This is a genomic window from Lysobacter sp. H23M47 (assembly GCF_015209765.1).
Classification (GTDB): Bacteria; Pseudomonadota; Gammaproteobacteria; order Xanthomonadales; family Xanthomonadaceae; genus Novilysobacter; species Novilysobacter avium.
The window spans coordinates 1867893-1880963 of record NZ_CP063658.1; the positions used below are offsets into that span (position 1 = coordinate 1867893).

At 67.5% G+C, this 13071-nt stretch carries 9 protein-coding genes; 4 read left to right on the plus strand and 5 right to left on the minus strand.

Annotated features, from left to right (window positions below):
* Window positions 1–49 precede the first annotated feature (49 nt).
* Window positions 50–1168 carry a glycosyltransferase family 2 protein gene (locus tag INQ43_RS08415; protein ID WP_194036151.1) on the minus strand — a complete coding sequence of 373 codons (1119 nt, stop codon included), beginning with the start codon at window positions 1166–1168 and terminating at the stop codon, window positions 50–52.
* Window positions 1169–1180: 12 nt separating this feature from the next.
* On the minus strand, window positions 1181–2749 hold the full coding sequence (locus INQ43_RS08420) for a polysaccharide biosynthesis C-terminal domain-containing protein (RefSeq protein ID WP_194036152.1): 1569 nt from the start codon (window positions 2747–2749) through the stop codon (window positions 1181–1183).
* 169 nt (window positions 2750–2918) lie between these two features.
* Here INQ43_RS08420 and INQ43_RS08425 point away from each other — a divergent pair, with 169 nt between their 5' ends.
* Complete coding sequence (locus INQ43_RS08425) at window positions 2919–4091, plus strand: glycosyltransferase (RefSeq protein ID WP_194036153.1); 1173 nt, start codon at window positions 2919–2921, stop codon at window positions 4089–4091.
* Here INQ43_RS08425 and INQ43_RS08430 read toward each other — a convergent pair.
* From INQ43_RS08430 to INQ43_RS08440, 3 genes are read right to left on the minus strand one after another with little or no spacing between them, the layout of a single operon-like run.
* The gene (locus tag INQ43_RS08430; RefSeq protein ID WP_194036154.1) at window positions 4088–5095 is read right to left on the minus strand and encodes an NAD(P)-dependent oxidoreductase; all 1008 of its coding nucleotides are present in this window, start codon (window positions 5093–5095) and stop codon (window positions 4088–4090) included. The genes INQ43_RS08425 and INQ43_RS08430 overlap by 4 nt on opposite strands.
* Window positions 5092–6162, minus strand: a complete 1071-nt coding sequence (locus tag INQ43_RS08435) for a Gfo/Idh/MocA family oxidoreductase (protein ID WP_194036155.1) — start codon at window positions 6160–6162, stop codon at window positions 5092–5094. Before INQ43_RS08435 ends, INQ43_RS08430 begins: the two co-directional genes overlap by 4 nt.
* Before the next feature lie 42 nt (window positions 6163–6204).
* The gene (locus INQ43_RS08440; protein ID WP_228062457.1) at window positions 6205–8898 is read right to left on the minus strand and encodes a right-handed parallel beta-helix repeat-containing protein; all 2694 of its coding nucleotides are present in this window, start codon (window positions 8896–8898) and stop codon (window positions 6205–6207) included.
* Window positions 8899–9235: 337 nt separating this feature from the next.
* On the opposite strand from INQ43_RS08440, the gene INQ43_RS08445 reads away from it, so the two are divergent.
* The 3 genes from INQ43_RS08445 to asnB are packed head-to-tail and all read left to right on the plus strand — an operon-like array spanning window position 9236 to window position 13046.
* On the plus strand, window positions 9236–10270 hold the full coding sequence (locus INQ43_RS08445; protein ID WP_194036157.1) for a polysaccharide deacetylase family protein: 1035 nt from the start codon (window positions 9236–9238) through the stop codon (window positions 10268–10270).
* The gene (locus INQ43_RS08450) at window positions 10267–11049 is read left to right on the plus strand and encodes a J domain-containing protein (protein WP_194036158.1); all 783 of its coding nucleotides are present in this window, start codon (window positions 10267–10269) and stop codon (window positions 11047–11049) included. Before INQ43_RS08445 ends, INQ43_RS08450 begins: the two co-directional genes overlap by 4 nt.
* 2 nt (window positions 11050–11051) lie before the next feature.
* Window positions 11052–13046 (plus strand): asparagine synthase (glutamine-hydrolyzing), encoded by a 1995-nt coding sequence (gene asnB, locus INQ43_RS08455; RefSeq protein WP_194036159.1) that lies wholly within the window; start codon window positions 11052–11054, stop codon window positions 13044–13046.
* Window positions 13047–13071: the final 25 nt, after the last annotated feature.

Sequence of the window (13071 nt, forward strand, 5' to 3'; positions counted from 1 at the left end):
CCCCCAACGCTCGACAACCACTGACAACGCGAACCGCGCGTGACGGCGGTCACCACAGGTGCAGCGTCCGCCGGCGCACGAAGGCCACCGTCGCCTGCGCCGAGTACAGGTTCATATGCACGAACGCGACCAGCATTCGTACGGGCCAAAACGCGGCGAGCCGTGGCAAGGCCGGCGCCGCCGCGACCACCAGCACGACCAGACTCGCGGCGGCCAGGCAGGCCCGGTAAAAGCGATGGTCTGCGGCCAGGACCAGCGCGGCCAGCACCATCAGCACCATCGCCCACGGCGCGACCAGTCGCAGCAGCTTGTGGCACAGGAAGCGGAACCAGATCGGGTTGTGCAGCGGATTGACCAGCCACGGTGCGAGTTGCACCAGCTGCAGGTTGCCGGCGAGCGTGCGCACCTTGCGCACACGCTCGTCCCCGGCCGAGGCGGACGCGTGGTCCCACGCCCGCGCACCCGGCTCGAACACCACGCGCCTGCGCGCGCGGACCACCTGCATCGGCACCAGCACATCGTCCAGCACCGTGCCCGCTGGCAGCGGAACAAACAGCTTCCTGCGCATCGCATACAGCGCTCCGCTGACGCCAACGACCGACCCGCTCCGGCTCTCCGCCTGCCGGATCGCTTTCTCGTAACGCCAATAGGCGTCCACGCTGGCGGCAAACCCGGTCTCGGGATGCTCGAAACGCAACTCGCCGCCCACGGCGCCGACCGCCGGGTCGGCCAGGCACGCCACCAGCGCGCCCAGTGATTTTTCTTCCACGCGCTGGCGCACGTCCACCATCAGCAGGATGTCGCCCGTGGCCGCCGATACCGCGTCGTTGAGGCAGGCTGCCTTGCCGCGACGATGGGCGAACTCCAGCACCCGCACCCGCGCGGAGCCGACAGCACGGCACACCTCCGCAGACCGGTCGCTACAGCCGTCGCACACCACCACGACATCCAGCAGCGCCTCCGGGTAGGCCAGCGCCAGCAGGTTGTTCAACTTTGCGCCGACCTGCGCTTCGCCGTCATGCACACAGAGGATTGCCGTGACGGTCGGGGTGACATCGGCGCGTGCGACCGGTTGCGGTCGGAGCGCCGCCCAACCCCGCACCCACACCGGATAGCCTGCATAGGTAAACGCGACCAGCGCCGCGCAGCCCCAGAAGATGATGCTCATGCGCGCACTTCCCTAATCCCCATCCGGGCGTCGTTTCGCCCAGCGCTGGATGGGCCCGGCCCAGCGCTCGTGCACGCGCGGGTACTGCGCAAGGAACGTGAGCAGCTGCCTCGCATCGGTTGCACGCCATGCACCGAAAGCCAGGCTGGATCCGGCAAACACCAGCGCGTAGACGACCGCTGCGACCCAACCGGTCGACTGCCCCGGCACGGTGGCCATCAGCACGGCAGCGACGGCGCTCGCGACGAAGGCGGCGGCCACCAGCCGGCCCAGTTCACGCAGCGGCAATCGCATCCCCATCATTCGCGAGATGCCGCTGGCAATCGCGATGAAGACGATCAGGCGCGATCCGGTGTGCGCCGCCACGGCCCCCATCAATCCGTATCGGGGGACCAACGCAAACGCCAGCGCAGCGGTGATGGCCAGCGATATGACGATGAAGATCACCCGCACGCGCTGGTTGTCGGTGGTGGAAAGCAGGGCGTTCAGAGCCGAGTCCGCCAGCGTCAGCCCGGAAATCGCGATCATGATCTGGAACGGCAGGATCACCGGCGCAAAGTCATCGCCATAGAGCAGGTGGATTGCCGGGGCCGCGACCAGCACACCGATGCCGCCGAGCAGCAGGCCGATGAACGAGTAATAGCGCATTGCGCTGGCCATGATCCCGCCGGCTCGCTGGTCGCGCCCCTCGCCAAACGCGTGCGCCATCATCGGCATCAATACGGTCGACAGCCCTGCCGACAGCATCTCGATGCCGCCCTTGGTCAGTGCCCCGGCAATGGCGAAGTAGCCGACGGCGGCGGCGCCCACCAGGTCATTGAGCAGCCATGTCTCGATCGACTTGTTGTTGAACGCGTAGGCAACGGTGAGGATCACCGTCCAGAACAGGTGAGGCCGCAGGCGGACGAGGATGGTGGGATCCAGGCGCTCACGCGAGGGAGAGAGACCACCGGCGCGCAGCAGCAGCCGCGACGACACCGCATAGCCCGTGCTGGTCGCGGCGAACAAGGCCATGTAGGCAACCAGCCCGGCCCCGATGCGCATCAGCACCAGCACGGCGATGATGTTGGCCGCGCTCATCACCACGGCCGTGGCGGCCTCCACGCCATAGCGCCCGTAGCCCTTGCCGACGGAGGCATCGAACATGAAGAGCGCTTTGGGAATCGCGGCCGCCAGTGTCAGCGCGACAAAGACCCGGGCACGGCCTTCCCAGCCGGCCGGCATGACAAAAGGGACCAGCGCCGCGAACGCAAGCGCCACCACCGCCAGGCAAGCGTACTGCCTGCGCCGCGCCCAACCATGCACGGCGCGCGCCGATTCGGGCGACTGCCGTCCGAGGCTCTCGGAGATGAAGCGGATGGTCGTTGCGTTCAGGCCGTTGTTGCCGACCATGATCAACAAGCCCGCCAACCAGACGACGTAGGAGTAGCGCCCGAAATCATCCGGCCCCAGCGACCGCGCCACGATGATGCTGGCCAGCAATCCGAGCGCGTAGGTCACATAGGTCGAACCCATCACCATCATGGCGCCGCGGATGGCAGCGATACCGCTGAACTGGTGGTTGATCGGTCGGGACGCCACAGGGTTCCATCGCAATCTGGCGGAGGCTACTGGGGCAAACGCATAGCACCAGCTCCGTCGGCCAAGCGGTAGCGTGAGCAGGAGGCCGGAAACTCCGCCGCGGGCCGTTTGCTTCTTTATGCACGCGGCGGCTTTGGCCTAACCGCGTCCCCAACGGGTGGAGTGCGGATTGAACAGTGATGCCTGCCGGACCGCAGAAGACGTCCGCGACGTTGCCAGCCCGTGGAAGAGCGGCATCGTCCACGTCGTCGACTGCCTGGAAACGGGCGGGCTGGAGCGTGTCGTCACCGACCTGGCGATCGAGCAGGCCCGCTGCGGACATCGGGTCGCCGTGTTCAGCATCACCGGCAGCGGAAGCTTCGCGGCCGAGTTGGAGGCGGCCGGCGTGGCGGTGGTGGTCGGCGGCAAGCGGCGTTCCTTCGACACCGGTGTGATGCGCACGCTGCGTCGCGCGGTGATCGATCGCGACGCGGGCATCGTCCACGCCCACAACTTCGTACCCAACTACTACGCCGCCCTCGCCTTGGCCTGGCCTTCCGGCCGGCGCCGCGTACTGGTCAACACCTGCCACAACATGGGATCGCGACTGTCCAACACGCGCCTGCGCTGGCTGTACCGCCTGTCGCTGGCGCGGACCACGCGGGTGGCCATGGTGGGAGCCCAGGTCCAGGAACATTTGGTGGGCTCCGGCCTGGTGGGCGCGGATCGCGCCGAGGTCGCCCTCAATGGCATCCCCATCCGGCGGTTCGAGGGCGGCGCAGAGGCACGCCTGGCAGCGCGCGCGACCCTTGGTCTGGCGCCCGAAGCGATGCTGATCGGCTCGGTCGGCCGGCTGGTCGCGCTCAAGCACCAGCGCGTGCTGCTGGAGTTGATGCCGGCTTTGGCCGCAGCCTGCCCGAGTGTCGAGCTGGTGTTGCTCGGCGACGGCCCCTTGCGCGCGGAACTCGAAGCGCTGGCGGACTCGCTGTCAATCCGCGGGCGGGTGCACTTCCTCGGCGCCCGCGATGATGTCGCCCGCTTGCTGCCTGCGCTGGATGTATTCGCGCTTCCATCGCTGACCGAGGGCCTGTCGATTGCCCTGCTGGAAGCCTGCGCCGCCGGGCTGCCGATCGTGGCAACCGCGGTCGGCGGCAACCCGGAAATCGTCACCGACGGATGTACCGGCGTGCTGGTGCCGCCCGATGACCGCGAGGCGACCCGCAACGCGCTGGAAGCATTGCTCAAGGATGCTGCGTTGCGCGCACGCATCGGCAGTGCGGCAAGGGAGTGGGTCCGCGCCAACGCCTCGATCGAGGCGATGCGTCGCAGCCACGACCGCTTCTACGCCGCGGCCGGCGCCTAGTCCATGCGCTGCGCGAAATAGCCGAAAGTGCGCTGCAGGCCTTCATCGGTGGTGACGCGCGGCTGCCAGCCCAGACGCTTGAGCGCGGCGTTGGGATAGCGGAAGTCGCGGTACATCGAGCGGACCACGTAGGGCGTGAACACCGCCGGCAACTGCCCCATGGATGCCTTGTTGTAGCGCACCAGCAGCCTGGAGCCGAGCAGGAACAGCCAGTAAGGAACCGGCAATACCCGCATCCGCTCCACCGTGTCCTGATACGCGCGCAGGTAGGCACTGCAGCTGGGCAGCTCGTCATCGACGACGTTGTAGGCGCGGCCATCGACACCGGACACGGCCGCCCGCGCGATCGCGTCGGCACAGTTCTCCACGTAGGTCAGTGGCAGGGTCGCCTTGCGCCCCAGGTTGAAGAACAGTCCCAGCGCACGGATGCCGACGCGCGATGACAGCGCGCCGCCACCGGGCCCGTAGATGACCCCGGGTCGCACGACCACGGTCTGGAAGCCAAAACGTTCGCGGTACTCCTCCAGCAGGTGCTCCTGGCGCGTCTTCGCATACGCGTAGGGGCCTTTGTCGATCCCCACCGCTTCGACGTCCACCGACTCGTCGTGCAGCGCATTATCGGGCAGCGGCTCGGTGCGATAGACCGAGAAGGAGCTGACCAGGACGATCCGCCCCACTCCGGCCGCACCCGCCGCGTCCAGGAGGTTGCGCGTCCCGACCACGGTATTGGCAAACATGTCGGCCGGGCTGCCGCGCATCCCCGCCGCCGCATGCACCACGCAATCCACGTCCGCAACAAGTCCGGCGGCGTCGGGGGCATACAGCAGGTTGCCCAGCACCACTTCGATGCACGCGTCGGGATGCGATTGCCGCAACCCCGCGACAAACTCCTCCGGCGCGGAGTGGCGGAAGTGGAGCTTGAGAACCGCGACATCCTCCGCAAGCAGGCTCCGCGCCAGGTGTCGGCCTAGAAAGCCCCCCGCTCCGGTCAGCAGCACCCTCATGCGCCCACCTCCAGCGCCACGACGATGGCATCGATCATCCTGGCCACCCGCAGGATCTCCTCGTGCGGTACCGGATCCGCGGCGTTGTCTTCGATGGCCGCGTAGAACTGCTCAAGCAACACCCGCATGCACTGGAAGTAGTGGGACTCGTAACGCCTGAACGCGGCCACGTTGCGCAGCGCGTTGCTGCCAAAGCGCGACGCCTGCACCCACGGCGGAAACAAGCGGCCAAGCGCGCTGGGCTGGCTCTGGCGGGCCGCGCGCACCAGGGTCCGGCACGCGTAGTCCAGCTCCACGGTGTCGCGGCTGCCATACACCTTGAGCGTGTGGGCGACGGGGCGCGCATGCGAGCTGACCATGCCGCACGCGGTCACGCCGTTGCCGCCGCGCAGCATGAAGCGCAACTCGTCGGGCATCGCGTCGATGGCCTCGTTGCCGCTCGCCGGTCGTCGTCGCAGACCGATCGCCTGCACCGTGAAATCGTCATCGAAGTGGGCCACCAGCTTGGCCAGCACATGGTCGAGCACATTGTGGAAAAGTTTGCCGGGCAGCCGATGGACCCAGTGCATCGGATCCGACATCACCGCCATGCCGTAGTCACCGGCGAGGTTGTAGCCGAGCGCGGTCTCCAGGTGGACGATGCTGCCGAGCGTCCCCGCGTCGAGCAGGTCACGAAGACCCAGCGCGGGCGACTCGAAGTTGTACAGGTAGTTGACGCTGACCCGCTTGCCGGTGACGCGCGCTGCCTCAAGAATCCGGGCGGCACCCTTGGCATCCGGTGCGAAGGGCTTTTCCACGAAGACGTGGCAGCCCATCTCCAGGGCGGCACAGGCCAGCGCGACGTGGGAGTCCGGCGGCGTGGCCAGGTGGACCACGTCCAGCCGTTCCTCGCGGACCATCGCGGCGAAGTCGGTATGACGCGCAACGCCCGGCCAGCGCTGTGCGAACTGCTCCACCATCAGCGGCTCGCGGTCGCACGCCGCGACCAACTGCGCCCGGGCGACGGTCTGCAGCTGTTCTGCGTGGCCGTCGGCAATCTTGCCGCAGCCGACGATCCCCACCCTCATGCGGACAACCCCCTTGCGTTGCTTCCCGGTGCGCGTCGGCTGTCAGCTGGCGAAGGCATTGCACTCCTCGGTGCCTGCCGCGTCAGCCGGGGTGCGGGCTTCCTGGACGTGGTGAACGCCGTAGGCGGGGCGGGGAATATCGAAATCGCGATAGCCACCCGGGTCCCCGGACAGCCCGCACTCGGCCGCCTTGATGATGTTGTAGGTCTCGCGCGCACTGACGTAGTGGAGTTTCCAGTGCTCGCCATCGTTGTAGCGCGACTCCATGTACGCGTACGCCTCATCCATCGCGCTCCCCAGCAGCGTGTCCATGTCCACCTCCTCGGCGCCGTGGGTGTGCACCTTGACGATGATCCACTCCGGCCGCCCGGCGACGTGGATCCCGGTCTTGACCCAGCCGTCGATCCGCTCGCGCGTGGGCGGAGCACCGGCGCGTACATCGGCGTTCTCGATGCGCGGAAAGATGCCGAACTTGCGGTCCTTCCACCGCAAGCCCAGCGGCCCCTGGATGATCATCAGGTCGCCTTCGCCGACCCCGCCGGTCCGCACCCGCACCCCGGTGTCATGCGACTTGGACCGGGCCGGATCGCCGGTGGCGTAATAGATGCTGTTGATGGTGCGCGTCTGGCACGGGTCCGGCGCTGCGGGCAGGGTGAAATCGGCGTAGCACCCCTGCTCGCGCAGGATGACCAGCTCGTTGCTGACCCCACAATGGCGCCCGCTGGGATGCGAGTTGTCCAGCGCCCAGTTGCCGTGGATGAACGCCCAGCGCGGCTGGCCGGAGAACGGGTCGCGCGGCAGCGCGTCGTGGCGTCGGGCAAGCAGTTCAGTGAAGCCGGACAGCGTCCCCCGCAGGCCGGCCTCGGAGTCGTTGTCGTGATGCAGGTGGATCTCGATCTCGCCCAGTCCCTGTCGGCACAGATCCACCAGCGCATCGATGTGTTCGGGCCGGTACTCCTCCTCCGGGTAGAAAAAGGTGTGCACGGGCGGCCGACCGTCGGCATCACGATGGCCCGCGCACAGCGTTGGCAGGTCCCGGCTCCAGCGCGCGACACGGGCGCGCTCCACCGCCAGGCCCGGGCTCTGCCAGCCGGGCTCAAAATGATCAACGAAACAGAACAGCAGGTGCCGGGTGGTGCCTGCGGCGACCGGCTCGCGCCAGTCCTGGCGCAGGTACGCCCACAGCCAGCCGGTGACGTTGCGCTTGCGGATCAACAGTGCCCCGTAGGTGATCGCCGCGAGCATCAACGCCAGGGTGGCAAGCCACGGTGCCATGGAAAGCCAGCGGCGTTGCCTGGTGGGCAGGACTTCCGAAAATGGTGCCAGCGCGAGAAGCGCTGAGCCGGCGGCTGTCGCGCGTCGCGCTCCCCCTGGAAGCAGGGTCATGGGCACGACCCCCGCCGCGGCGGGTGCGACGCTCTGGAACGCGCCAATGCTGTAGGGCGGGGTCCGTTTCACGCCCTCGATGTCATCGCCGATGTCCGCCACGATGGTGCCGGCACCGACCGCAGGGCTTTCTGCCAGCGGCTTGCCATCGTCATCCAGCGGGAACACGGCCTGCACGCTGTCGGTATCGGAGCCGGTGGCCTTGCGCCATTGCGCCAGCGAGCCTGCGGCAGCCGGCAAAAATCCGGTCCTGGCCCGGTTGTCCACGAACCGGCAACCGGCGTCCTCGAAGCCGTTCCAGTTGCTCCCCGGCGAGCCGTCCAGGCCCTGCAGCCCGCCCAGCTCCTCCGACTGCCGGATCTCGATGCAGGTACCGCCCTGCATCCGCACCAGGTTGTTGAGCAGGCGCGGATTGACACTGGGCGGGCGCCCCGCGTGGGAGCCCCAATCCTGGAAACTGATGCCGAAATAGAGCGCCGCATGGCCGGTCCGGCCCGCGTCGATGATCGTGTTGTTGGCGACGAGCGCATCCTTGGCCGCATACAGCCCGATGCCCGCATACGCTGTGTTGCGGACCACGTTGTTGCGCACGATCCCGCGGACGGATTCGTAGTAACGCGGATTCCTGCCGATATCGAAGTACTCCGGGCTGGTGTCGAAACCCACCAGGATCCCGGCGACACCCGTGTTTTCGATCCGGTTGCGTTGGATGACCACGTCCGCGGCGCCACCCTTGAAGTACAGGCCAGTGGTCGCGATCTCATGGATCCAGCTGTCCTCCACCAGCATCGAGGAGCCGTTGACGTTGTCGATGCCGTCCGCGTTCATGTCCTCGGTCGGCGTGCCCGGCGGATAGATCGCACCGGTGTTGCGAATCTCGGTGCGTCGCACCGTGACGTTGTTCGACTGTGGGGTGATCTTGATGCCATCACGGCCGGTATCGCGGATCAGCAGGTCCTCAAGGAGGATGTTGGACGCACCGGTGTTGCCGGTGACATCGCCCTGGGACCAGTTGGTCTGCATCATCACGCCGTAGACGGCGCCCCCGCTGATCTCGAGGTTTCTCAGCGTGCTGCCCGACGCGGCCGGGTCGATCTGGATGGCCACGCTGTCGGGCGTGTGGATGTCGCAATGCACATGCGCGCGCTCGCCGGGGTAGGACTGCAGCGTCAGCGGCACCCGCAGGCGTACATCGCATTCCTCGTAGGTGTTCTCTCCCGGTGGCCCGCGCAGCACGATCGTGTCACCCGCCTTGGCAATGCCTTCGTTTTGCGCCAACAGGTGCTTGATGGTGCGGAACGGCGACTGCAACCGGCCATCGCCGGTGGTGTCACTGCCGGAGGTGGACACGAACCATTCCGCGGCGGCAGCCGGCTGCGCGAGCAAACCGGCGAGGCATGCAAGTCCGGTCAACATGGCGGCAAAGCGGCGGTCCGCCCTGCCGCGCTGGCCGTCGCGGTGGCAGCCTCGTCTGCCAGGCCACGGCGACGGGAGCGGGGTCGGGGGTCGCTGCGCCTTGTGCATGATTTCAACAACGGCGATTGCAAGCATTCCCGGCCTCGCCCCGGGGCCGTTGAAACGCGGACGGGCCGGCGTTGCCGGTATCCCGGCGTTTCGCCGTTGTTCCCCATGACGACAATCCAGCACGAAGCAGGTCCGGACCGTCGCGCATGGCCTGGAGGATGCAATGGGGAAGAAGACAAAGACGGCACGATTGCTGGCAGCGCCTGGCCTGCGCAGGATGCTGTCGAGGGCGTTGCCCTGGGAAGGCGTGCTCATCCTCAACTACCACCGCGTCGGCGATGGCAGCCGGTCGATCCACGATCGCGACCTGTGGAGCGCGTCCAGCGACGCGTTCGACTCCCAGCTGTCGTTCCTCAAGGCCAACAGTGATGTCATCGCGCTGGACGAAATCGAGTCCGCCCTGGCACGGCGTGGCAGCCGCCACGTCGCCATTACCTTTGACGACGGCTATCTCGACAACTATGAACTCGCCTATCCACTGCTGCGCCACCATCGGCTGCCCGCGGCGTTCTTCATCGCCACCGGCTTCATCGACGACCCCCGCCTGCCATGGTGGGACGAGATCGCCATGCTGGTCCGCACCACCACCGTGGAACAGCTGGACCTGGGCGAATGGGTAGCCGGCCCCCTGCTGCTGGAAGGCGGCCGGCGGGCCGAGGTAATCCGCACCCTGCTGGGTGCCTATAAAGCACTGCCGGGGGACGAGGCGGCGAAATTGCTTGGCAGCCTGCGCGAGCAGGCGCGGTGCGGTTCCAACAGCGCACCCGCCGCGAAGCACTGGATGGACTGGACCATGATCCGCGACATGGCCGCCAACGGCATGACCATCGGCGGGCATACCGTCCATCATCCGGTCCTGTCCAGGCGCTCGCTGACGCAGCAGCGCGCCGAGATCTCCGGCTGCGCGGCGCGGCTGCGCGCGGAACTGGGCCAGGCGATGGACTACTTCGCCTATCCCGTGGGCAGCCCGGATGCGTTCGATGAGCGCACCCGCCAGTGCCTGCAGGATGCCGGCGTGCGCCTCGCGTTCTCCTACTACGGCGGCATCGCCACTCGACAATCGGCGCGCTACGACATCCCCCGCGTCGCCGTCGCGGCACGGATGGAAAACCACCTGTTCCGGGCGATGGCGGCGCTTCCGCAGTTTTTCTGCCGCAGCAGCGAGCACCTCGTCGAAAGCACGGAACCATCGCTATGACCGGCGATACCGACTTCCTGAAGCTGTACCGGCAGTTGGGAGTGCACCCTGGATGCAGCTTGCAGACCTTCAAGCAGGCCTACCGACGCCGGGTGCGGGAACTGCATCCCGACCGGATCCCAACCGTCCGGGATAGTTCGGAGAGGCTCAAGGAATTGAACCTGGACTACGCGGCGGCGCTCGCCTTCCACCGGCGCCATGACCGGCTCCCCGGGACGGCTCCCGACTCGAGAGCGCGTTTCTCCCGGCCGCCGCCAGCTCCTGCGCGGACGCTACCGGCGCGGACCCTACCCACCCGCCGGCACCCGTCGCCCGCACTTCCCTACGAGCCGCCAAACCGCTGGCTGCTGCTCGTCTTCAGCCTGGTGGCGATCATCCCGCTGTGCACCCTGCTCCCCAGCCATGGGATAGACGCGACCGGGACACCGGACGATGCATCGACCGATTCAGGCGCGCCGACGGAAATCGCCCCGGTCGTCGTCGAACTGGGCATGGACGCGGCCAGCGTTGCCGCGTTGCTGGGTGCGCCGGAGATCAACGCCGACAATGAAGAACACTGGTTTTACGGCCCATCGTGGATCCGTTTCGAGTGCGGCGAGGTGGTGGAATGGCACAGCTCGGTGCTGCGGCCGCTGCCGGTGGCCGATCCGGGTACGGCATCCCACGCCCGGGCCCACAAGCCCGCGCGTCGGCCGAACCGATGCACGGCCAGACCCCGGCGGACGTCGCGGGTCCATCCTGCCGACCGGATCTTCGCGCCCGGCTTCGGGCTCGCCTGACCATGTGCGGCATTGCAGGCTACCTGGGTCAACCGCTGGGGGCCGGGCACGATCGCGCGACCCTTGAGGCGATGATCCGCACCCTGCGCCACCGCGGGCCGGACGGATTCGGCTTCCATGTGGACGCCGGCATCGGCCTGGCACACGCGCGGCTGTCGATCATTGACATCGCGACCGGCGCGCAACCGATCCGCAATCGCCGGGGCACGGTGTGGACCGTCTTCAACGGCGAGATCTTCAACTACCTCGAGCTGCGTGCGGCGCTGGAAGCGAAGGGACATCGCTTCTATACGCGCTCCGATACCGAAGTGATCGTGCATCTCTACGACCGCTACGGGGATGACTTCGTCCAGCACCTCAACGGCCAGTTCGCCATCGCGCTGTGGGACGCCACGCGGCAGCGACTGGTCCTGGCCCGGGACCGCTTCGGCATCCGGCCGCTCTACTACACCCGCGCCCGCAACGCGCTGTGGTTCGCCTCCGAAATGAAGGCCCTGTTCGCCGTTGTGCCCGAGCAAGCGCAGCTGTCGCCGCGCGGCCTGATCCAGACCTTCAACTATTGGGCACCGCTGGATCCGGACACCGCCTACGAAGAGGTTTACAGCCTGCCGCCGGGCCATCTGATGACCGTTGAGATCGATGGCCGCAGCACGTTCCGGCGCTACTGGGACTGGGATTTCCCCGACGCCGCGCAAGCCGCGCGGACGCCCGAATGGCGCAACATCGATGAGGCCGCCGCCGAACTGCGCGAGCGCCTGATCGAAGCCATCCGACTGCAGTTGCGCGCCGACGTCCCGGTGGGCGCCTACCTCAGCGGCGGCCTGGACTCCTCCGGAATCGTCGCCCTGATCCGCAGCTTCACTGACAATCCCGTGCGCACCTTCTCGGTGTCCTTCGACCAGCCCGAATTCGACGAAAGCGCCCATCAACAGGCAATGGTGCGCCACCTCGGCACCGAGCACAGCACGTTGAAGGTGGGATCGGCGGACATCGGCGCGGCATTCCCGCGCTTTATCGCCCACACCGAGACCCCGGTCCTGCGTACCGCCGGCGTGCCGCTGATGCTGCTCGCCAAAATGGTTCGCAAGCACGGCACCAAGGTCGTGCTTACCGGCGAAGGCGCCGATGAGGTCTTCGGCGGCTACGACCTGTTCAAGGAAGCCAAGGTGCGCCGGTTCTGGGCCCGCCAGCCGGAGTCCACATTGCGGCCCAGGCTGCTGGGTCGCCTGTACGGCTATCTGGAAAACTCCCCCGCCGCCAATCCGGCGCTGGCAGCGGCGTTCTTCGGCCAGGGACTGCAGCACATCGATCGCGCCGTGTTTGCCCACGCTCCGCGATGGACCACCTCGCAGCGGGCGCTGTCATTCCTGTCGCCCGAGCTGCGCGCCACTGCCGGGGACTGGGACGCCTTCGCCTTCGCCGAATCGCGCCTGCCGGAAAACATCATGGCCTGGGCCCCCCTGGCCCGCGACCAGTACGTGGAGGCCAAGACCCTGCTCGCCGGCTACCTCCTGTCCAGCCAGGGCGACCGCGCGGCCACGGCCCATTCGATCGAAGGCCGCTTCCCTTACCTGGACCACACCGTGGTCGAGTTCGCCAACCGCCTGCCGCCGGCGTGGAAGATCCAGGGGCTCACCGAGAAGGCGATCCTGCGCAAGGCGCTGGGTGACCTGCTCCCCGCCGATATCGCCTCGCGCACCAAGCAGCCCTACCGCGCGCCCGACAGCCAGAGCTTCTTCGTCAACGGCCAGCCGCTGGACTACGTGGAAGCGCTGTTTGACCCGGCCCACCTGCGGGCTACCGGACTGTTCGATACCTCGGCAGTGTCGCGGCTGTTTGCCAAGGCGCGCGCAGGCAAGGTTACCGGCTTTGCCGACAACCAGGCCTTCGTCGGCATCCTGTCGACTTTGCTGCTGTCGCACAATCGCTCGGGCGCGTCAGATCCATTCCCGCAAGAGCAAGTCGGCGACTACGGTCCACTTCCGCAGACGGTATAAGGCGGCGCCTCCAGAGCGCCATCGG

Coding starts and splice junctions, on each gene's coding strand:
- INQ43_RS08435 (WP_194036155.1), bottom strand. CDS start 6,162: ATGAGGGTGGGGATCGTCGGCTGCGGCAAGATTGCCGACGGCCACGCA.
- INQ43_RS08430 (WP_194036154.1), bottom strand. CDS start 5,095: ATGAGGGTGCTGCTGACCGGAGCGGGGGGCTTTCTAGGCCGACACCTG.
- INQ43_RS08415 (WP_194036151.1), bottom strand. CDS start 1,168: ATGAGCATCATCTTCTGGGGCTGCGCGGCGCTGGTCGCGTTTACCTAT.
- INQ43_RS08450 (WP_194036158.1), top strand. CDS start 10,267: ATGACCGGCGATACCGACTTCCTGAAGCTGTACCGGCAGTTGGGAGTG.
- asnB (WP_194036159.1), top strand. CDS start 11,052: ATGTGCGGCATTGCAGGCTACCTGGGTCAACCGCTGGGGGCCGGGCAC.
- INQ43_RS08445 (WP_194036157.1), top strand. CDS start 9,236: ATGGGGAAGAAGACAAAGACGGCACGATTGCTGGCAGCGCCTGGCCTG.